This is a genomic window from Sphingomonas soli NBRC 100801, assembly GCF_001591025.1.
In the GTDB taxonomy this organism is placed as follows: domain Bacteria; phylum Pseudomonadota; class Alphaproteobacteria; order Sphingomonadales; family Sphingomonadaceae; genus Sphingomonas; species Sphingomonas soli.
Genome location: NZ_BCTZ01000001.1, coordinates 173740 through 195164, shown reverse-complemented (window position 1 = coordinate 195164; position 21425 = coordinate 173740). Strand labels below are relative to the sequence as shown.

Below are 21425 nucleotides of genomic sequence, written 5' to 3'. Positions count from 1 at the left end.
CAACGGTTGTTATTATTCGCGCGGTCAAACGTTCGCGCGTTTGAGATCCTCACGGACCGTGCGGGCCGCGAGGAGGAACAGCAGTGCCGAGATCGAATTGACGAAAAGCCCGGTGATAAGAGCCCAACGCAGGGGCACTGCAAAACCATTCGATGCGTAAAGGTCGCTGAGCATGCCCACGACGGGCGGCCCGATGCCGAAGCCCACCAGATTGGCGAGCAGGAACAGGATCGCGCCGATCTTGCCGCGCATCCGCTCGGGCGCGAGGCTCTGGGTAAGCGCATAGCCCGGCGCCAGCCACAGCGTGACGGTAGCTGCCAGTCCGGCCGTGCAGAGCACCGCGACGGTCCAGCTGGACGTAAGGAAGGCGCCCATGCCGAACGGGATCGAAGCGAGCGTCGTGATCGCCGGAACCCAGGCCCGCCAGCGCTCGTCGCGCCGCGCCAGCACGTCGGCCAGGCGCCCGCTGGTGAACAGCCCGATCACGCCCGCCACCGAGATTGCGATGCCAAGCACCGGACCCACTTCGTGCAGGTCCACCTTGTGCACGCGTACCAGGTACGAGAAGTTGAAGGCGCTCATGCCCGCAACCACCGTATAGGCGATCGCGCCGCCACAGATCATCATGCGCAGCGAAGGCGTCGCCCAGATGTGCTTCAGCGTCGCCTTGAGCGTGGTGCCGCTCTTCCCGCTCGCATCCGCCGGAAGCGGCGCACGCTTGGGCTCCTTCACCGCCAGCCAGATGACGAACGCGAGAACCAGCCCGATCACGCAATTGGCATAGAGTGCGGTGCGCCAGCCATAATCGTGCGCCACCTTGGTGTTCATCGTCAGGTTGATCAGCGCCGCAGTAGGCGATCCGAGCGAGAAGATCGCCATCGCGGTCGCGCGGCGGCGATGCTCGAACAGGTCGGAGATCATCGAAAGCGAAGCGGGGCCGCCGCCTGCCTCGCCCACGCCAACGCCAAGACGGGCGGCGAGCAGCGCGGGGAAGGTCGTCGCCGCGCCGCACAACGCCGTCATCGCCGACCAGAACGTCAGGCACGACGCCGCCAGATTACGGCGGTTATATCGGTCCGCCAGGATGCCGAACGGGATGCTGGCGAGACCGAAAAACACGGCATAGCCAGCGCCGGTGACCAGCCCGAGCTGAAGGTCCGAAAGGTCGAACTCGTTCTTGAGCGGCTCCATCAGGACCGTGAACACGATCTTGTCGAGCACCAGCATGGTGTTCAGCAAATAGAGCAGGAACAGTGTCAGCCAGGCCTGCCTGCTGACAGGCGCCACCGGCGCTTTAATCGAGGCTTGCATATTCGGTCCTATGGATGATCTCGTCCTGCGTTTCCGCCGCGAGCTGGGTGAAATAGGCGCTGCACCCGCCAATCCGGACGATCAGGTCCTTATGGCTTTCCGGGTCGCGCTGCGCCGCGAGTAGCAGCTCCGACGAAACCACGTTGAACTGAATATGCTTGCCGCCACGTTCGAAATAATCGCGGACGACTGCGGCAACTTCGGCGCGCTTCTCTGCGGTTGCGAACAGCTCGGGCGACAGGCGCAGGTCGAGCGACAATGCCTGCCACGCCGCCTGGTCGATCTTGAGCACGCTGTTGATCAGGGCGCTCAGCCCCCGCTTGTCGCGATTGCGCATCGGGGTCAGCGATTCGTCGGCCAGCCCCTCTTCCTGGTATCGGCCATCGGGCGTTGCGCCGCTGGCCTTGCCGCCGGGCATGATGCACGTGCCGATGGTGATCGAAGCCGCCTTCTGGTTGCCGCCATAGGTGCTGGTGAGCTTGGTGATGGTCTCCGCACAGAAGCGGTACAGCTCCACCACGGCGGCGTCGGCCTCGGCGTCGTCATTGCCGTATTTCGGCGCCGACAGCATTAGCTCGCGCACCGCCTGCCCCGCCTCACCCTGCCAGTTCGCAGCTAGGTGGTTGAGCAGCTCGCCAGCCCCGATCGCACCCTCTTCAAACACGCGCTTCCGGATCGCCACCAGCGAATCGGAAACGTTGACCAGCCCGATCGGATTGACCGCCGATCCGTTCTCCAGCGGCAGGGTGCGGCCTAGGATGTTCTTGGTCGCGCCGATCCCGCCATCCATCAGCGCGGATTCCACCGGCTGGGGGAAACGCTCGCCATAGCTCTGGATGGTGATATTGTTGAATTCGGCCTGGAGCGCGATGAAGTGCGAAAGCTGGGTGCGGAACGCCGCCTCGAACTCCGCGAAATCCGCGCATTCGTCGAGCCGGGGCGTCTTGGGACCCACCTGCTTGCCGGTTTCGGGGTCCACGCCGCCATGCAGCGCAAATTTCAGCACGCGCGGCGCCACGAACATCGGCCAGGCCACCGTGCGCGATTGCCCGATCACGTTGATGCCCAGGCACCCAGCCAGGCCGTAATCGCGCGCCTTTTCGATCCCGATGCCTTCGCGCGTCAGGAACTCGATCACCGAATTGTCGCCCACGAAAGCGGGAAGCCCAATGCCCGTCCCGATCAGTTCGAGCGCGGCGTCCAACAGCGCATCGGGCGTCCCGTCATGGATGCGCATTGTCAGCGTCGGATGCGGGGTCGGGCAGGTCCGCGCCGCTTCCAGCAGCAGGAAGGAAACGGCGTTGGTGGCATCGCTGCCGTCGGGCTTCTGCCCGCCAACGTTGCAATTATGCCATTTGGCCAGCCCGCCATATTTGCTGCGATGCGTCTGGCCGGACGTGATCACGATCTGCGAATCCTTGATCCGCAGCCACTGCATCAGCTCCAGCGCACGATCGTGATCGATGCGCCCCGCCGCCAGGTCCGCGTCGTAATAGTCGCCCAGCAACTGATCCAGCCGCGAAAAGGAAAGGATGCCGGCCGGCAGGATCACCAGCCACATGATCCACAGCGACTGAAGCGCTTCATGATAGGTGCGCGCAGGGTTGAGCGGCACGTGGCGGCACATGCTCGCCAGCGCGCGAAGCTCTTCGCGCCGCGCAGGATCTTCCTCGGCCTCTGCCGCTGCGTCGGCTGCGTCGGCCAGGCGGCCCGCAAAGCGCACGATCGCTTCGAGCGAAATCACCATCGCCTGCAGCAGTTCGGCGCGCGCCACCTCGTCGGCAGACATCAGCCTGACATCGGCCAGCTTCTCGCGCGCCTCGGCGATCAGGCTAGTCAGCCCCTCGCGCAGCACACGGCCATAATCGAACACGCCGATGATCTGGCTGATCTCGTGATGAATGCCCCACCCGCAGCCGATCATTCCGCCGGGGCCCCAGCCCTCTTCCTTGCTGCGGAAAGCGGGCAGGACCACGCCAAGCTGCGCATAGGGCCAGAGCCGCTGCTCGTCATAGCGCGAGGTCATCCGCGAAGTCAGCGAGCGCGTGCGCCAATAATCGTTGATCTCGGCGATCTCGGCGCGGTCCTCGGGGCGCACCGCGAAGCCCGCGGCGCACAGCGCATCGAGTTCCTCCTCGCTCCACGGTGCCCAGACGCTGCTCAGTTCGACGCCGCCCGGCACGCTCGCCAGATTGCCGGCAAGCAGGTCGTCGCGTTCGATGAACACGGGAACCTGATCGAGCACCGCTGCCAGCGCATGCGCGATGCGCAGCACCTGCGGATCGCCCTCGGTCGCGCGGAACGAAGCGGTCATCAGGCGGGATTTGACGATGCTGACGGGATAGCGGGCGGCGCGCCCACCCTCCTGCGCCGCGAAAAGCCGGGCGATGCGCTCCCGCATCCCGGCGGCAGCCGATTCATCACGTACTTCAGGCGGCACCAACAAGCCCATTCGCGATCCTCTACCCATGCCACTTCGGCATTTGTTCTATCGCAGAGCTAATTTGGCTTTCGCCATTAGGGTAATGCAATCTTCCGATGATCGTCATTCGCGCGGCGAATAATCGCAATTTCCCGCACGAAGCACGAATCCCGTTTGACATTTTTATACACATTAATCACGATCGGAGAATAATAAGCACAATTCAGGGGCGGGGATGCCGAGTCTTGAACAACTAGGTCGGGCGGCGATGGTGGGCGCGCTCGGCATTACCGTAATCGGCTGCGCGTACCGGCAGACCAACGGTCCGGTCGTGCCGGGGCACGTGCCTTCACAAGCGGAGCAGGCCCGCGTCGCGCCCGTGGAGGCAGCGCAGGACACCGTCGGGAACGACCCGCACTGGATCAAGCCCGGCGCGGCCATCACCCTGCCCGCCAGTGCCGAATATCCGAACGCCAATGGCAGTGTCGGCTTCCTTGCCGCCGGGGTTACCGAAACTGCCGGCCATCCCTTCTTCACCCCGCTGGGCGAGAATGGCCGCGCCTGCGTGACCTGCCATCAACCGTCGGATGCGATGAGCGTATCGGTCGAAACCGTGCAGCGCCGCTGGCGCCTTACCAACGGCCGCGACAGTCTCTTCGCCGCGGTTGACGGCTCGAACTGCCCCTCGCTGCCGCAGGGCGAGCGCGCTTCGCATTCGCTTTTGCTCGATCATGGGCTGTTCCGGATATTCCTGCCCTGGCCGGGTCGCAGCGCCGATGGAAAGCCTGTCGAGCCGGAGTTCGATATCGAGGTCGTGCGCGACCCCAGCGGCTGCAATCTCGATCCGGTCTATGGCCTGAAGAGCGCCAATCCGATGATCTCGGTGTTCCGGCGACCGCGCCCCGTCGGCAATCTGAAATATGTTACCTGGGCGCTTCCGGCGCTGGTCAACATCAAGTCCGGCCTGCTGATGGACCGCGATCCGGAGACCGGCCAACAGGTCGGCCAAAATATCATGTCGGATTCGCGCCAGCCGACATTGCGCACTCAGGCGGTAGAGGCGTCGCTGGTTCACCTCCAGGCGCGGACCGCACCGAGCCGGGAGACCCTTTCCCGCTTGGTCGAGTTTCAATTGGGCATTTATTTTGCCCAATCGCGAGGGAAGCAGGTGAATTATACGGCTCCTGGGGCGCCTCCGGCGCTCGGCCCTGCTGCGCTGGCCGGCGGCAAGCCCGGCGTGCTTGGGGACAATCTCTACAATTCAGTGTTCCTTGATTTCGACGCCTGGCGCACGAAAGCGCCAAAGGATAAGAAGAGCGTCACGGCGTTCAAGCAGTCGGTCGCGCGTGGTTCTGATTTGTTCCTCAAGCGCACCTTCTGGATTCGCGACAGCGCGAACCTGAATTCGATCGGCCTTGGCAATCCGATCAAGCGTTCCTGCGCGACGTGTCACAATTCACAGATGACCGGCATGGATAATGGCCCCGGCTGGATCGATCTGGGCACCACCACCCAGCCGACCGCGCCGGATATGCCCCATCTGCCGCTGTTCAAGCTCACCTGCCATGCCAAGGCGCGGCCGCACCCCTATCTTGGCCGTGTCGTGTTCACCCATGATCCGGGGCGCGCGCTGATCAGCGGGAAATGCGCGGATATCGGGTCGATCACGCTTCAGCAGATGCGGGGCCTGTCCGCGCGCGCGCCTTATTTCTCGAACGGCTCGGCAAAGACGATCGAAGCGATCGTCGATTATTACGATACGCGGTACAAGATCGGCTACACCAAGCAGGAACGCCGCGATCTCGTCAATTTCCTGAGTGCGCTGTGATGCGCCGGGTCGCTGCCTCGCTCGCTCTGCTATCGGTCTCCACTGCGGCCTATGCGCAGGATTCCGGCCGCCCGGTCGCCTTCATCGCCTGCCCGGTGGTGCGCGATACCGCGCTTCCCTGCTGGCTCTCCAGCGACGGTCGAAAGCTGTATTTCCTTGGCGTCCAGCAGGATCTTGCGGCGGAATTCTATCCGCCCCAGCTCAAGCACCGTGTCCTGGTCGAGGGCTATGACATGGGCGGCCCCGATATTTGCGGCGGCACGCCGCTGCGCGACATTCGCGTATCGGTGATGCCGGAAGTATCGCCCGAGTGCGACGAGATCATACCCGCGCAGGGGTTCCAGGCGCCGCCCGCGCTTCGTGGCGCGGGGCCGAGCGAGCGCCATGGCCCCCCTGCCCCGCGCGATCCTCCGCCCGCGCCGCCCTTTGTCGAAAAGACATATTCCGTGCCCTATCCGTTCGATAGCGAGCGGCTTCGCAATCGCACGATCAACCAGCTTCGCGATGCCGCGGCCTATGCGATCGCGTCGCGCTCGCCGCGCCTGACCGTCACCGGCTACCGCGCCGGCGTGCGGCTTGAGAGCGGCGTGCTCGCCGAGCTTGAGGATATCGCATCGCTGCGCGCCGAAAAGGTGCGCGACGTGCTGATCGCGCTGGGCGTCGCGCCCGAGGCGATCACGGTCCGCACTGCGGACGTCTCCCACACCGCAACCGGAGAACAGGACTGGCGTCAGCGCCGCGTCGATATCCGCATCGAAATGCCGTGATCCGCGGCCAAGCATACAGGAAAGACCAGACGTGACCCCCAGAATCCAACGCTTGATGAAGACCCTCGACGTTCTGCGCACGGGCAAATTCCCCGTGAGCGTCGAAAAGGCGTCGCTGGTTACCGAGAGCTTCAAGTCGACCGAGGGCAAGCCCACCGTCGTGCGCAACGCGCTCGCCATCGCCCATGTCCTCGATAACATCCCGATCTTCATCGAAGAGGACGATCTGTTCGTCGGCAATATGGCGGCGAAGCGCGGCGGCGTGGAACTCACCTGCCTCTGGGCGCCCTGGCCGAAGGAAGAGCTGGAAACGCTGCGCGCCGCCGGTTTCCAGATGAGCGACGAGGAGCGCGACCGCATCCTCGAGAGCAACGAATATTGGGCCGGCCGCACCATGACGCGGCGGATGACCTCGCTCTATGACGACGAGCGCCTGTGGCCCTATGCCCAGCTCGGCATGGTCCTCCCGCCTTTCCGTAACAAGGAGGAAGGCTGGGGCCCCGGCGGCATGGGCGGCAACGGCTATGGCGTCCGCCACGAAATCAGCCAGGTGATCGGCGTTTTCCAGTTCGAGAAGGTGCTCGCCAACGGCACCAACGCGATTCTCGCCGAAGCGCGCGAGGAGCTCACCAAGATCCGCCTGCTCAGCGCCGGCGCGGTCGAGCGCAAGGACCTGCTCGACGCGGTCATCATCACCTATGAGGCGCTCAATCGCTTCGCCGCACGCTTCGCCGAACTGGCCAGCCGCGAAGCCGCCGCCGAGACCGATCCCGCGCGCAAGGCCGAACTGCTCTCCTTCGCCGAAATGGCCGCGCGCGTCCCCGCAGAGGGTGCCCGCACCTTCCGCGAAGCGGTCCAGTCGCTCTGGTTCCTGCTGCTGCTCGTCCTGCCTTCAGGCATCCTGTCGCTCGGCCGGATAGATCAGACGCTCTACCCCTATTACCGCGCCGATCGCGATGCCGGGCGGATCACCGACGAGGAAGTCGTCGAGATCTTCGAATGGCTGCGCATTAAGGATATGCAGATGGTCGCGGCCACCCCGCAGACCCATCGCAACAAATATGGCGGCATGGCCAAGTGGCATAACTGCGTGATCGGCGGCCAGAACGCCGACGGCAGCGACGCCACCAACGAGCTGAGCTACCTGGTGCTCGAAGCGATCCGCGATTGCCCCGTTCCGCACCACACGCTCACGATGCGCGTGCATGAGGGCACCCCCGAGCCGCTGATGCGCAAGGCGCTGGAGCTGATCCAGGCCGGCACCGGCCTCCCCGCCTTCCTCAGCGACGAATCGTGCATCGGCTTCCTCCAGCAGCACGACGTCAGCATCGAGGATGCGCGCAACTATGCGGTCGCCGGCTGTCTGGCGATCAACGTGCCGGGCAAGTCGCGCAGCGTCGCCCATCCGATGTTCGTCGCCCCGCTGGTGCTCCAGTTCGCGCTGAACGACGGTTTCGACACGCGCACCGGCAAGCAGGCGGGTCCGAAGACCGGCAAGTTCACCGATTTCAAGACGTGGGAGGAATTCCGCGCCGCATTCGATACACAGCTCGCGCATTTCATCGGCCTGCAGGCCGAGTTCAACAACATCACGATGCGCGCCTTCGCCGAAACCTATCCCCAGCCGTTCGAATCCGCGCTGATGGAAGGCGGACTCCAGGCCGATCGTGATATCCTGAACCGCACCCTGCCCTTCGAGAACGGCAACGTTCTCAATCCGATCGGCATGATCAACGTCGCGGATTCGCTCACCGCGATCCGCAAGCTCGTGTTCGACGATAAGGTCGTCACCGCCGGGGAGCTGCTCGAGGCGTTGAACAGCGACTGGGCCGGCCCGCGCGGCCAGGAAATTCACCAGCTCGCGCTCGCCGCTCCCAAATATGGCAATGACGACGATTATGCCGATGAGCAGGCCGTCTCGATCTATCGCTTCTGGGCAGAGCGCGCCGCCGAACTGGGCACCACCTATGGTGGCAAGTGCATCCCCGGGGCGATCTCGATCGGCACCGCGCAATGGCCCGGCGGCGCGCAGGTAGGTGCCACGCCGGACGGCCGCCGCGCCGGCGAGTGCCTGGCCGATGAATCGATGACGCCGATGCGCGAATTCGATCGCTCCGGGCTCTCGGCCATGCTGCGCAGCGCCGCGAAGATCGATCAGTCGGCCTATCAGGCAACGTCGCTGGACGTGAAGCTCCATCCGTCGATGATGGACAGCGAGGAAGGGCTTGCTGCCGGATCGAAGATGATCCGCGATTATTTCCGCGCGGGCGGCAAGCATCTGCAGATCAACGTCATCGACAATGCGGTGATGCGCGCGGCCCAGGCCGATCCGGAAGCCTATAAGGAGCTCCTGGTCCGCGTCGGCGGGTGCAGCGTCTATTTCACGATGCTCGAACCGCACGTGCAGGAAGAACTGATCCGTCGTACCCAATTCACCAGCTTCGACTGAACCGGCGCACAAGGGGAATGTCATGACTTCTGGCAACAGCACCGGGAACCGGTCGGCCTATTACACGCTCGGGATCCTGTTCCTGGTGTCGGTGCTGGCAGCGACGGACCGCCACGTTCTGTCGATCCTTGTCGATGACATACGGGGCGATCTGGGCATCACCGATGTCCAGTTCAGCCTGCTCAGCGGCTTTGCATTCTCCATGTGCTTCGCCTTGTTCGGCATCCCGCTCGCGCGGCTTGTCGATCAGAAGTCACGTCCGAAGATCCTCGGCCTCGCCGTGCTCGTCTGGAGCCTGGCGACCATGCTTTCCGGCTTCGCGCGGACGTTCATGCACCTTCTCGCCGCCCGCATCTTCGTCGGGATCGGCGAGGCGGTGGAGGCACCGGGCGGCACGTCGATGGTGGCGGATCTTTTCGCCCGCCGTAACCTGTCAAAGGCGCTGGCCGTGGTTTCGCTGGGCGGCTTGCTCGGCAGCGCCGGAGCGCTTGCCGGCGGGGGCCTGATCCTCGCCTGGGGCGGGGATACGGGCAACGTCAGCGTCCCGCTTCTGGGTGAGCTGCGTGCCTGGCAGCTCGTCTTCATCCTTGCCGGCCTTCCCGGGCTGCTGATCGGGCCGCTCTTGTTCTTCACCGTGCGCGATCCCGAGCGTCAGCGCCTGATGCGCGACGCCGACGGGGTGCCGGAAAAGGTTTCCTATGGCCGCGTGCTGCGCTTCATCCGCGATCAGCGCATGACCGTCATCTGCACGGCCGGCGGCTATATCTGCTATGCCTTCGCGGCGCTGGGGTTCAACGCTTGGAATCCCTCCTACCTGATCCGCACGCACCAGGTTTCGCCCGGCACGGTCGGCGTAACGCTGGGCTCGGCGCAGATTATCATCGCGCTCTGCACCATGGCCTTCAATTCATGGTGGATCGATCGCGGGCTGCATGCCGGCCGCCTCGATGCGCCACTGCGCCTCTCGCGTGCTTACGCGATGATCGGGCTGGCCGGCGTGCTCATGCTTCCCTTCTGGTGGTCGCAGCAAAGCGCCTTTGCGGGCGTGTTCGTGGTGATGTTCGCAAACACCGGCATCCTGGCAATTTCCGTCGCCCATGCGCGCATGCTGCCCAATCAGATCCGCGCGCAATATGCCGCCACCTATATGCTGGCGGTCCAATTGACCGCCGGCATCTTCGGTCCGCTCGTGGTGGCGTCGGCAACGCAATATGTGTTCGCGGACGACGCGGCGGTCGGCAAATCCATCGCTCTCGTCTCGGGCACCGCCTTCGTCGCGGCGATTACCTTGCTCGGCTTCGCACGCGCACCGTTTCGCTCGACTGTGGCGCTTTACGATCTGCCGGATCAGCCTTCCCGGCAGGATTAGAGCGGAAGGTGCGGAACGTCGCCTGCTGCACCAGATCGGCCGCCGTTTCCTCCAGCACCTGGCGGAAACGGATGATCGCCAGCGGAGCCAGCGAATCGTGAAGCTCTTCGAGTAGGGCCAGCGCTTCGTTGCGGGGCCAGTCGGCCGGAAGCAATTCGGCCGGAAGCAACGGGTCGGAATGCCGCACGATGCGCCATTCGTTCATCAGGTTGGTGCGCTCCAGCAGCGCTTCCTGCGCGCCTACCGATCCCGAGCGGACCCGCTCGCGCAGCGGCGCGAACTGGTCGATGAAGCGCAGGTAATTGTTGCGCGCGTCGTCGAAATTCCATGCACTGGCCGGTTGCCGTCCCCCCGGGATCGCGCTCGCGCGCATCACCAGGAATTCGGTGATGCCCAGATCCTCGAATATCCCCTTCACTGCGTCGGCCAGGTCGAGCGACGTGACCCAGAATCCGTCGAACAGGGGCGCCAGGCCGATCCACTGAAGCCGCGACTTCGCGGCATGGCGAACGTCGCGATCAGCCTCGGGCAGCGAGAACATCGCCACCGTCCACAGCCCGTCCCAAGGGGGCGCGCCCGGGCCCAGCAGCCGCAGCCGCTCACGGGTCCTTGCCATGCTTTTCTTGTAATGCTCGGGCAGCCGCACCCCGCGCCGCCGCCCGGACGGCGCGTTTTCCAGCGCGCCCCGCTGCACCAGCCGCCGTAATGCCGCGCGCGTGCTCAGCGCGGTGATATCGAAATCTTCCAACAGCCTGATGATCGCAGCCGGCGGGATGAATTCTTCCGAATCATCCCAGTAATGGCTGAGCAGCGTCATGATCAGCCGTTGCGGCTGACTTCCCGTCTGTGGGCGCGGCATGTCGATCGATGGCATTTTATACTCATGCTGGGGTTGTCGCGCGGGGCAGCTCTCAACCGATTACGCCAAGCGTACGCAATTGCGCAATTGCCGAAGCGTCGTAGCCAAGCGACTCGAGGATCGCGTCGCTATGCTCGCCCAGCAGCGGCGAAGGCTCCTTCGCCCCACTCTCCCAGCTTGCCTCGAAGCCCAGGTTCAGCACGGTCACCGGGTCGGCCTTGCCCGCCGCCAGCGGCACGGTCTGGACCAGGCTGCGACTCTTGAGCTGCGGGTTGCCGAGCGCTTCGGATACCGTGCGGAGCTTCGCTGCCGGCACCCCGGCCGCGGCGATCACCGGCTCCCATTCTTCCGCGCTGCGGGCGGCAAGCGCGCTTTCGATCTCGGCACGGAGCGCAGGGGTGTTCTCGATCCGCGCGGCCGGCGTCGCGAAGCGCGGATCGCCATAAATGTGCGATGCGCCGATAGCGTCGCACAATTTCTCGAAATGCCCCGGCCCGTTCGCACCGATCGAGATATTTCCATCTCCGGTGCGGAACAGGTCTGAGGTCGGGCTGCCGCTATAGCCGCGATTGCCCAGCCGTGGGGGTTCGGTGCCCGCGTTGTGGTACGGCACCACCATCGATGTCATCAGCACCATCGCGACGTCGAGCATGCCAACGTCCACGCGCTGCCCTTCGCCGGTATGGCCACGCTGCAGCAGCGCCGCCATCACGCCGAACGCAGCGACATAGCCCGCAAAGCTGTCGATCACCGGGAAGCCCACCTTCACCGGATCGGCATCGGCCTGCCCGTTGAGCGACATCATGCCCGAAGCGGCCTGGATGATATGATCGAGCGCCGGATGCGAAGCGTTCGGCCCCGTCGCGCCATAGCCTGACAGGCTTGCATAGATCAGCTTCGGGTTGATGCTGCGGCAATCGTCCCAGCCAAAGCCCAGCCGCTCCATCACGCCGGACCGGAAATTCTCGACCAGCACGTCGCTTGCCGCCACCAGCGCGCGGAAGATGCGCTTGCCCTCTTCCGATTTGATGTCGAGCGCGATCGAGCGCTTGCCCGAATTGATCGCTACGAAGGAGCCGCTCATCTGATTGCCCGCGCCGCTCCCGTGGTAATAGCCGCGCAGGGTATCGCCCCGGCCGATCGGTTCGACCTTGATGATCTCCGCACCCAGCAGTGCCAATTGGTACGTCGCGAACGGACCCGCGAACACCTGCGTGCAATCGAGAACCTTGATCCCGCTGAGCGGCTTGATCGTCACTTCACTCAACCCTTCATGCTTGCACGGCGCGCCTCTGCACGCGGCCGGACTTCATTCTCGATAAAGGCGCTCACATAATCGAGCATCCGTTCGCCATCCCACTTGCGGTTGTCCACGTTGTGGGCGGGTATGAACAGGATCGGGATGCCCGCATCCCGGAAGGCGCGCTCCACGAAATAATTGCCGCTGCCCAGGCCGATCATCGCGTCGAGCTGGTTGTGCCGCGCTTCCTTGACCAGCCATGACGAGCCCCAGGGCTCCATCGTCAGATGCTGGTTGAACGCGGCATAGCGGGCAGAGAGCGTCCGCAGCGGATCGCTGCCATATTTCGCGTACCCGTCGGCGGCCAGCCCCAGATACATCGACCAGACGAACACCGCTTTGTAGCGATCGATGAACGCGTCGTAGAAATCGACGTTGAACCACAGGCCGGCGCCGATCCAGCCGAGCCGGATTTCTTCGTCCGGGCACACCGCCTCGCCATCATCGATGCGAGTGCGGATCTCGTTGTGGAATTCGGCTGCTGCGTCACGCGCCCACTCGGTCCCGCGATGCCATTGCGGCAGCATGACGCTGGTGAAGCTGTCGGATACGCTGATCGGGGCCGGAACCGAGTGCGCGATCAGGTCGCGCGCCTGGCGGTTATGTTCCTCCTGCTCGTTGATCAGGTCGAGCACGCGGCGGAAGCGCGTCTCGCTGAACGTCTTGCCCGTGGTCATCTCCAGGTGGCGGATCAGCCCCTTGGATTCCTCCAGCAGAATGTCGACGATCTCGGGCGGATACAGCCCTTCCCAGTCACGCTGCCCTTCGTCCCACCAGGCGCGCGGCTCGGGGTCGAAGATCGCCATCTCGCGCTCGAAATAGGTTGCGCCATAGCGCCGTGCCCAGATCTCGTAGATTTTGCCGAGATTGTCGTCGCGCGGATCGCCCATCACCAGCGTCGGCTTGGGGAAGCCGCCCCAGGGGATGCTCGCGGGATCTTCGTCATAAGACGAAGCCAGGCCCAGCCCGAAATATTGCGCGCGGTCGTCGGGATATCCCTCGGCGCGCAGGCGATTGAGATACTCCGGGGCCTTCTGCTTCACCGACACGATCGACGACCACCACTGGATCGGCACGAACGGGATATCCATGGCGCGCAGGATTTCGAACGGCGTCTCGATGCTGGCCAGCGCGAAGGGACCGCCCTCCCCCACCTGTTCGCGCAGCGAATCGAACCATTGGCGGTGATAGGCCTTGGCTTTGCCTGCGGTCGGCAGTTTGATGCGGCGGCGGTTCGCGGCGCTGGTGTTCTGCGCGCTCATCGTGCGCCTCCTGCTCGAATTTGTCCGATGAACTCGGCGATGGCGGGCTGCGCCGCTCGCTGCTGGTCCTCGTGATACCCGTCCACTTCGACGAGCAGCAGCGGAATGCCGGCCTTCGCCAGCACCTCGCGTTGGGCCGGAATGTCCCAGCGGGGGGCGTCGTCGCTGCGGCGAATCACTGCGATAACGGCCTCGGCGCCCGTCGCCTTGGCATGGCTCGCGGTATATGCGGCGCGCGCCACGGTGGAGAATTTCGCCGATGCCGGCGGCGCGAACTGGTACGCATCGACCAGCGCCCCCAGCGGATCCTCCTCCCCTTCGCCGACCAACCGGTCATAGCCCCGGTCACCCCAGTCGTGGTCCTCCCCCACCACTACCCCCTCGGCGTGCTCGATCATTTCATAGACGAGCGGGCTGTCGTTGATGCTTCCGGTGATGAAGATGCGCGGCCCGGGAATTGCCGGCGCGGTCTCTAGTCCCTCAAGAAGGGCCTCCAGCGTCTGGTTATACGCTACCGGAGGCATGCTGAACGACGCCCCGATCGCGGCGAGTGCATCGCTGCCCAGGATACGGGTCTCCGCCGGACCGCGATACGCGCGCAAGCGGTGAAGCAGTGTCCTGCTGCGATTGCACTCGACAATGGCATGCGCCAGCGATTCGTCGCTGAACGGCGTGCCGATCCCGCCCAGCCAATCAGCCAGCCTCGCGATGCGATCGCGATTGTACAGCCAGGTGGTGCGGTACTTCATGTGCAGCAAGTCGAAGAAGTGAATCTGCGGCAAGGATGCGGCCAGCGGGTCCCCTACACGCCGCAACTCCTGCAGCGCATAAAACATTCTGACTTGATCCTCTACGTCATGGCTAATGACCAATCCGGAAAGCGCGCCGAACTCGCCGGAGAGCAGATGCTCCATGCGCGAGCGCGTCTCGCCATCGCCCATCCCGCCCATCACCTTGTCCGTATGCGGCGTCGGTCGGGCCGGATTTCCCGCCAGCCGCACAGGCCGCAGCCCGCATGCCAGAATTAGCTCCCGGGGAACATCGAATCCAAGACATCCGATAACGCCATTCGGCACCAGGCTGCGCGGATCGATTCGCAGCGAATAATGACTCTGCAGCCGCTCCATCGCCGCTGCGACACTGTCAATCGGCATCCATCCCCCTCAAATCTATCGACGGGCCGATTATGCTATGATTCGATCGAACGCAATTAAAAGTGTTGCATTGCTATGTCGAATAGCGGTAAAGCGATTTGCATCAGATCGGCTCTCAAATGCCGACGCATTGCAAACGAAATGTCCCGCGAACGGCGCTCGTCCGCGGGGTGTTGAGCCCGTCGCCCCGCGCGGCGCGCCAAGGGGAGGATAGCTTGACCAAGCCATTTCCGGATACGTTCAGCTTCAGCGGCTTTCAGCGGCCGCAACGTGTCGAGTGCGACATTTACGATCTGGAAATCGAAGGCGAGATTCCCGCCGCGCTCAACGGCTGCTTCTTCCGCTGCGGGCCCGAGCATCAATATCCCCCGCTGCTGGGCGACGACATCTATATCAACGGCGACGGCATGGTCAGCATGCTGCGCTTCCAGAACGGCTATGTGGACTACAAGATTCGCTATGTGCGGACCGAGAAGTTCAAGCTGGAGCGCGAAGCCCGTCGCGCACTGTTCGGTGCATATCGCAACCCCTTCACCGATGATCCCAGCGTCGCGGGCAAGGATCGCGGCACCGCGAACACCAACGTCATCTGGCATGGCGGCAAGCTGCTCGCGCTGAAGGAGCAGAGCCTGCCGGTCGCGCTGAACCCGATCACGCTCGAAACCACCGGCCGCTGGGACTATGACGGCCGCGTCACCAGCAAGACCGTGACCGCGCATCCGAAGATCGATCCGGACACGGGCGAGCTGCTGTTCTTCGGCGCGAACGCCACCGGCGAAACCACCGACGATCTGGCTTTCTATATTGCCGACAAGAATGGCGTGGTGACCAAGGAAGTTTGGCTCAAGCCGCCCTACGCCAGCATGATGCATGATTTCGCGGTGACGAAGGAGCATGTGATCTTCGCCGTGATGCCGACGACCGGCGATCTCGATCGCATGAAGGCCGGCGGCCCGATCTGGGCGTGGGACGGATCGCTACCAATGTATCTGGGCGTGATGCCGCGCGATGGCAGCGCGGAGGACGTGCGCTGGTTCAAGGGCCCGGCGCGGTGGATGTATCACGTGATGAATGCCTATAGCGAGGACGGCAAGGTCCATATGGACTGCTGCGTCGCCCGCATTCAGACCTTCCCCTTCTTCCCGGACATCAACGGCAAGCCATACGATCCGGAACTCGCGAAATCGCCGCTCACGCGCTGGACTTGCGACCTCACGAGCAGTTCGGACGAAGTCCAGGAGCGCGTGATCAATCCCGCACCTGGCGAGATGCCGCGCATTGACGACCGTCTGGCAGGCAAGCGCTACCGCGTTGGCTTCTTTGTCTATTCGGAAAGCGGCGAGCCGCAGATCGGGCTCGACGACGACAAGACGACCGCGACCACCTGGCCGTGGCGCGCGGCGCTGGGCCGCATCGACGTCGAGACCGGCGAGGTCGTGTCGCGCTGGATGCCGCCCGATGGCGTGGTGCCGCAGGAGCCGGTGTTCGTCCCCAAATCCGCCGATGCCCGCGAAGGCGAAGGCTATCTGATCTCCGTGGTCAACCTGCTCAAGGAAGGCCGCTCCGAAGTCGCGGTGCTCGATGCTGAAAAGCTGCACGAGGGCCCGATCGGGATCGCCCGACTGCCGATCCGTTCGGCCGCCGCGATCCACGGCAACTGGGTGCCGATGAACGAACTGCCCGCCGGGGCGTGAAAAACAAGAATATTACGGGAGGAAAAAAATGAAGACCTTCACTCTGACGCGCAGCGCAAGCTGCCTGGCGATGGCCACATCGCTCGTTTTCTCGTCCGCCGCCTGGGCGCAGACCGCGGATGCGGATGCAGTAGCGGCACCAAGCGCAGCCGAGCAGGAAGAACCCGCACTTGATTCGGGCGAAATCCTGGTCACCGGTACGCGCATCAAGGGCGTCGCTCCGGCTGGCTCGCCGATCATCAGCATCGGCCAAGAAGCGATTCAGGCCACCGGCGCAACCAACGCCACCGAAGTGCTGCGCCAGTTGCCGCAGGTCTTCAACCTGGGCGCTGACGACAGCCGCCTGAACACCAATCAGGGCGCCAACGGCAACATCAGCTCGGGTTCCGCCATCAACCTGCGCGGCCTGGGCACCGACGCGACGCTGGTGCTGCTGAACGGCCGCCGCCTGCCGATCGCCAACAATGTCGGCGCCACCTCGGGCTCGGGCGGCTTCGATCCGACGGTCATCCCCACGGCCGCCATCGGCAGCGCCGAAGTGATGCCGGATGGCGGTTCGGCCATCTACGGTTCGGAAGCCGTGGGCGGCGTCGTCAACATGTTCCTGCGCAATCCGTTCGACGGCGCGGAATTCTCCGCACGCTACGGCTTTGCCGACGGCTTCGATCAGAAGACCGTGACCGGCGCGCTCGGCAAGACCTGGGACACGGGCGGCATCATGTTCGCCTTCGACGTCAGCCTGCGCGACAATCTTGAAGCGTCCAAGCGCGCCCAGTTCACCGACAATTTCGCGCTCTATGGCGGCGTTGACCGGCGGATCAACAACTCGAACCCCGGCACCATCCAGGTGGGCAACGTATTCTATGCGATCCCCACCGGCCAGAATGGCGTCGGCCTCACTGCCGCGCGCCTCATCGCCGGCACGACCAACAAGACCGGCGTGAACGAAGGCGCGGACATCCTGCCCGAACAGCGCCGCCGCGCCGCCGCAATCAATTTCAACCAGGACATCGCCGATGGCGTCCGGTTCAACTTCCAGGGCTTCTATTCGAACCGTCGCGCGATCCGCGCCCAGGGCGTCGCCGCCTTCGCTGTCAACCTGACCGTGCCGCGCACCAATGCGTTCTTCGTACACCCGACCAATCCCGCTGCTGCGAACGTTTCGGTCCTCTATGATTTCAGCGCCGATTACGGCCCCGTTGTCCGCGACGGTCGCGTCACCGCCGGCTTCGGCGTGGCCAGCATCGATGCGGATCTGTGGGGTGACTGGTCAGGGTCGGTCTATGCCAGCTATGGCCGCGATCGTGAGCGTACGCTTACCAACGCAATCAATTCGGCCCAGTTGGCCGCAGCACTCGCCGACCCCAACCCGGCCACCGCGTTCAATCCTTTTGGCGACGGGTCGTTCACGCCCCGCGCGACGCTCGACAAGATCGCTGCGCGCACGGACTTCGTGCGTCAGTTCACGCACAAGAATGCCGGCGCATCGCTGAGCGGATCGCTGTTCCACCTCCCTGCGGGCCCGGTGAAGATCGCGGTCGGTGCCGATTATCAGCACGTTGAGCTTTATTCGGCCAACCGTCCCAATACCGGTACCGCGAACAACACGCTGTTCCAGGAAACGGTGATCGTCCCCACCCGTTCGATCAAATCGGGCTATGCAGAATTGTATGTTCCCGTGTTCGGCGCGGGCAATTCGATGCCCGGCCTGCGCGAACTGAGCCTCTCGCTCGCCGCACGGCATGATTCCTACAGCGATGTCGGCTCCACCACGAACCCCAAGTTCGGCATTGTCTGGAAGCCCACCGACGATCTGAAGATCCGCGGCAGCTATGGCACGTCGTTCAAGGCTCCGGCGCCGATTCCGGCGGTGAATGTCCTTTCGATCAGCCTCCAGAACTTCGTCGATCCCACGTCTCCGACGGGCACGACCCGCACCTTGTGGGTTCGTAGCGGCCAAGAGGGCCTGCGTCCTGAAACCGCAACGACCTGGTCGGCCGGTTTCGATCTGAAGCCGTCGTGGCTGCCGGGCTCCGAACTGTCGGTCACCTATTTCAACGTGGACTATCGCGATCGTATCGCCGCCCCGGGCAACGATACCTCGCCGCTCACCAAGGCTGCGTTGCTCACCGACTATATCATCCGCAATCCTTCGGCAGCGTTGGTCACGTCGTACCTCAGCCGCCCCGAATATACGGGCGTGCAGGAAAACCCGGCCAACATCCTCGCGATCGTCGATGGCCGTCCGAAGAATATCGGACAGCTGCAGACCGACGGCCTGGAATTCAACGCTCGCTATGGCTGGGGCACCAACACCAACTGGCACATCGCCGGAAGCGCTGTGTACACCTTCAACTACAAGCAGAAGTTCACGCGAACCGACCCGCTCGTCGATTTCTCGGGTCGGATCAACTATCCGGTCAAGTTCCAGGGCCGGGCGGAAGCTGGCTGGGCAAGCGGCGGCTTCAGCGCCACCGGCGTTGCGAACTTCGTGAGCAGCTACACCAACGATTCGGTTGCTCCGGTTCAGAAGATCCCGGCTTACGCGACCTTCGACCTTGCGCTTCGCTATGACGCGAGCGCGCTGGTCAAGGGCCTGACCTTGATGGTTGACGCCAGCAACGTTTTCGACAGTGCGCCGCCGGTTGTGTTCAACGGCACGCTCGCTTTCGATCCGGAAAAGGCCAGCCTTGTCGGCCGCCTGATCCAGGTCGGCGCACGCATCAAGTTCTGATGAGAATGTTCGACCCGAGAGGCCGCGGTGGAGCGTTGCTGCTTCTCGGGTCGGCATTTGTCTTCAGCGGAACCCTGTTCTCCGCCGGCGCCCGGCAGGCCGCGCCCACGCCGGATCGCTGGTGGAGTCCGGGCGAGCAGCGGGAATGGCCCGAACTGCTCTCCTATCCCAACGATACCTCGGTAGTATCGATCCTGCGGACGTCGAAGCCCATCGACGTCGGCACACACCCGTTTTTCCAGCCGCTCGGCGAGAATGGCCGGGCATGCGTCACTTGCCACCAGCCTGCCGACGGCATGAGCCTGTCGGCCGCTACCGCGCAGCGTCAATGGGCGGCAACCGGCGGCAAGGATCCGCTGTTCGCGATGACGGACGGTGCCAATTGCGCGAACCTGAAGCCCGAAGATCCGCGTTCGCACTCGCTGCTGCTGGAACGCGGCCTGATCCGGATTCCCCTCCCCTGGCCATCGAAGAGCATCAAGGGCGAGCCGGAGATCAAGATCGAGGTCGTCCGCGACCCGACGGGATGCAATCTCGACAAGACCTATGGGATGAACAGCGCGTCGCCGACGATCTCGGTCTTCCGCCGTCCCCGGCCCGTCGCCAACCTCCGCTATATTCTGACAGTCCCCAACCTGTTCAATATCAAGACCGGCTATCCGGTCACGCTCGATGCTGCTTCGGGGAAGCGCACCAGCATGAACCTGATGTCCGACGCACGGCTGCTTACCCTGAAGAGCCAGGCAGAGGATGCCGCGTCGGTCCATCTCGGTGCCACGCGCAAGATGACTCAGGCGCAACTGGGTCAAATCGAAGAGTTCACCAGCGGCCTCTACATGGCGGCGACGGAAAATCGTCGCGTCGGCAGGTTGGACGCGGCAGGTGCAACCGCAGGCGTGCAGTCGATCCTGGAGGGCAAGCCGCTGCTCGGTGACTTTATCGAGCGGCGCGTCTTCCCCTATTTCGAGGCGTGGAAATCGCCCGAAGGCACGAAGCAGGAAAAGGCGTTCCGCGCCTCGGTCGCGCGCGGCGAAGAGATCTTCATGATGCGCCCGTTCTACATTCGTGACGTGACGCATCTGAACACGATCATCGGCATGGGCAATCCGATCAAGCGCACGTGCGCCACGTGCCACAACATGCAGCATGTCGGGATCGATGGCGCTCCCGGCTGGATGGATCTGGGCACCAACACCCTGCCCTGGGCCGAGCGCACCGACGATCTGCCGCTGTTCAAGGTAACGTGTTCGCCCAAGGCAGCGCCGCATCCGTATCTCGGCCGGGTTATCCACACGACCGATCCGGGCCGCGCGCTGATCACCGGCAAGTGCGTCGATGTCGGGGCGATCACGCTGCAACAGATGCGCGGACTTGCGGCACGCGCGCCCTATTTCGCCAACGGTTCCGCCCGCGATCTGCGTGCGGTCGTCGATTTCTACGATCGCCGCTTCGAAATGAAGCTTACGGAGCAGGAAAAAGAGGATCTCACCAATTTCATGGGGGCATTGTGATGCGCTGGGGTAGGGCCGTGTTGCTTGCCGCGCTGTCTGTTTCGCAGGCCGCTTATGCCCAGTCTGCGAAACGTGTGAGCTTCGTTGCCTGCCCGGTGCTGCGCGACACCCACCTTCCCTGCTGGCTCGCGGATTGGAATGGGGAGACCTATTATCTGGGCCCGCAGGGAGACAGCGCGGCGAGCTTCTATTCGCCGCAGCTCAAGCATCGCGCGCTGATCGAAGCGACGGTGGGCAAAGGCCCGCGCGTCTGCGGCGGCGTACCGCTCGAGAATCTGAGCGTTTCGGTGATGCCCGAGATCGACCTGTCCTGTAGCACGATCCTTCCGGCCGGGGAGTACGAGTCCCCCGTCTCTCCACGCGGGCCGGGCCCGGCGGTGCGCCCGCACGCGCCGGCACCGCGCCCCCCCGAACCGCAGGCTCCCTTTGTGGAGAAGCAGTTCGTGCTCGGATTTGAGTTCGACAGCATCTTCCTGGCGCGGCGCAACACCAATCGGCTGGAGGAAGCGTTGCGCTACGCACGCGCGAGCAACGGGCGCATTCGCATTGAAACCACACGCGGCGCGTCGCTGCTCTCCGACGGCACGACGATCGTCGAACGCGATGCCATCGCAACGGACCGTGCCGAGCGGATCGTTGAAATCCTGGTCGATCTCGGCGCGGATCGCGAGCGTATCGAGCACCTGGCCTCCGAAACCCCGATGCCCGCGAACGGAATCGACGATCCTTCACGCCGTCGCGCGGTGATCACCGTAACACCCTAGG

Annotated in this window: 14 protein-coding genes; 8 read left to right on the top strand and 6 right to left on the bottom strand. The window is 64.1% G+C overall.

Annotated elements, in window-relative coordinates; all coding sequences use genetic code 11:
• Positions 1-24 precede the first annotated feature (24 nt).
• On the bottom strand, positions 25-1311 hold the full coding sequence (locus tag SSO01S_RS00955; RefSeq protein WP_083942755.1) for a spinster family MFS transporter: 1287 nt from the start codon (positions 1309-1311) through the stop codon (positions 25-27).
• A complete protein-coding gene (locus SSO01S_RS00950; protein ID WP_066793786.1) occupies positions 1295-3763 on the bottom strand; it encodes a pyruvate formate lyase family protein in 2469 nt (822 codons plus the stop codon). Before SSO01S_RS00950 ends, SSO01S_RS00955 begins: the two co-directional genes overlap by 17 nt.
• A gap of 205 nt (positions 3764-3968) precedes the next feature.
• Here SSO01S_RS00950 and SSO01S_RS00945 point away from each other — a divergent pair, with 205 nt between their 5' ends.
• Genes SSO01S_RS00945 through SSO01S_RS00930 form a run of 4 tightly spaced genes read left to right on the top strand, consistent with a single transcriptional unit; the run spans position 3969 to position 10146 of the window.
• Positions 3969-5561: a hypothetical protein gene (locus SSO01S_RS00945; protein ID WP_157073569.1), complete on the top strand. Its 1593-nt coding sequence runs from the start codon at positions 3969-3971 to the stop codon at positions 5559-5561.
• Positions 5561-6328: an OmpA family protein gene (locus SSO01S_RS00940; protein ID WP_066793780.1), complete on the top strand. Its 768-nt coding sequence runs from the start codon at positions 5561-5563 to the stop codon at positions 6326-6328. Before SSO01S_RS00945 ends, SSO01S_RS00940 begins: the two co-directional genes overlap by 1 nt.
• A complete protein-coding gene (locus tag SSO01S_RS00935) occupies positions 6249-8777 on the top strand; it encodes a pyruvate formate lyase family protein (RefSeq protein ID WP_439646549.1) in 2529 nt (842 codons plus the stop codon). Before SSO01S_RS00940 ends, SSO01S_RS00935 begins: the two co-directional genes overlap by 80 nt.
• Before the next feature lie 22 nt (positions 8778-8799).
• Positions 8800-10146: an MFS transporter gene (locus SSO01S_RS00930; RefSeq protein WP_066793775.1), complete on the top strand. Its 1347-nt coding sequence runs from the start codon at positions 8800-8802 to the stop codon at positions 10144-10146.
• On the opposite strand, the gene SSO01S_RS17070 is transcribed toward SSO01S_RS00930, so the two are convergent.
• From SSO01S_RS17070 to SSO01S_RS00910, 4 genes are read right to left on the bottom strand one after another with little or no spacing between them, the layout of a single operon-like run.
• On the bottom strand, positions 10061-11020 hold the full coding sequence (locus SSO01S_RS17070) for a PaaX family transcriptional regulator (protein WP_083942753.1): 960 nt from the start codon (positions 11018-11020) through the stop codon (positions 10061-10063). The genes SSO01S_RS00930 and SSO01S_RS17070 overlap by 86 nt on opposite strands.
• Before the next feature lie 37 nt (positions 11021-11057).
• Positions 11058-12263, bottom strand: coding sequence for a CaiB/BaiF CoA transferase family protein (locus SSO01S_RS00920; protein WP_066793767.1), 1206 nt, complete (start codon positions 12261-12263; stop codon positions 11058-11060).
• 5 nt (positions 12264-12268) lie between these two features.
• The gene (locus SSO01S_RS00915; protein ID WP_066793764.1) at positions 12269-13567 is read right to left on the bottom strand and encodes a 2-hydroxyacyl-CoA dehydratase family protein; all 1299 of its coding nucleotides are present in this window, start codon (positions 13565-13567) and stop codon (positions 12269-12271) included.
• The gene (locus SSO01S_RS00910; RefSeq protein ID WP_066793761.1) at positions 13564-14721 is read right to left on the bottom strand and encodes a 2-hydroxyacyl-CoA dehydratase subunit D; all 1158 of its coding nucleotides are present in this window, start codon (positions 14719-14721) and stop codon (positions 13564-13566) included. The genes SSO01S_RS00915 and SSO01S_RS00910 overlap by 4 nt, the downstream gene beginning before the upstream one ends.
• 215 nt (positions 14722-14936) lie before the next feature.
• Between SSO01S_RS00910 and SSO01S_RS00905 the strand changes: the two genes are divergently transcribed.
• Genes SSO01S_RS00905 through SSO01S_RS00890 form a run of 4 tightly spaced genes read left to right on the top strand, consistent with a single transcriptional unit; the run spans position 14937 to position 21424 of the window.
• The gene (locus SSO01S_RS00905; protein ID WP_169798293.1) at positions 14937-16415 is read left to right on the top strand and encodes a carotenoid oxygenase family protein; all 1479 of its coding nucleotides are present in this window, start codon (positions 14937-14939) and stop codon (positions 16413-16415) included.
• 28 nt (positions 16416-16443) lie between these two features.
• Positions 16444-19149, top strand: coding sequence for a TonB-dependent receptor plug domain-containing protein (locus SSO01S_RS00900; RefSeq protein WP_066793754.1), 2706 nt, complete (start codon positions 16444-16446; stop codon positions 19147-19149).
• Positions 19150-19184: 35 nt separating this feature from the next.
• The gene (locus SSO01S_RS00895) at positions 19185-20660 is read left to right on the top strand and encodes a hypothetical protein (protein ID WP_245646539.1); all 1476 of its coding nucleotides are present in this window, start codon (positions 19185-19187) and stop codon (positions 20658-20660) included.
• Positions 20660-21424, top strand: a complete 765-nt coding sequence (locus SSO01S_RS00890) for a hypothetical protein (RefSeq protein WP_157073568.1) — start codon at positions 20660-20662, stop codon at positions 21422-21424. Before SSO01S_RS00895 ends, SSO01S_RS00890 begins: the two co-directional genes overlap by 1 nt.
• The last annotated feature ends 1 nt before the right edge of the window (position 21425 follow it).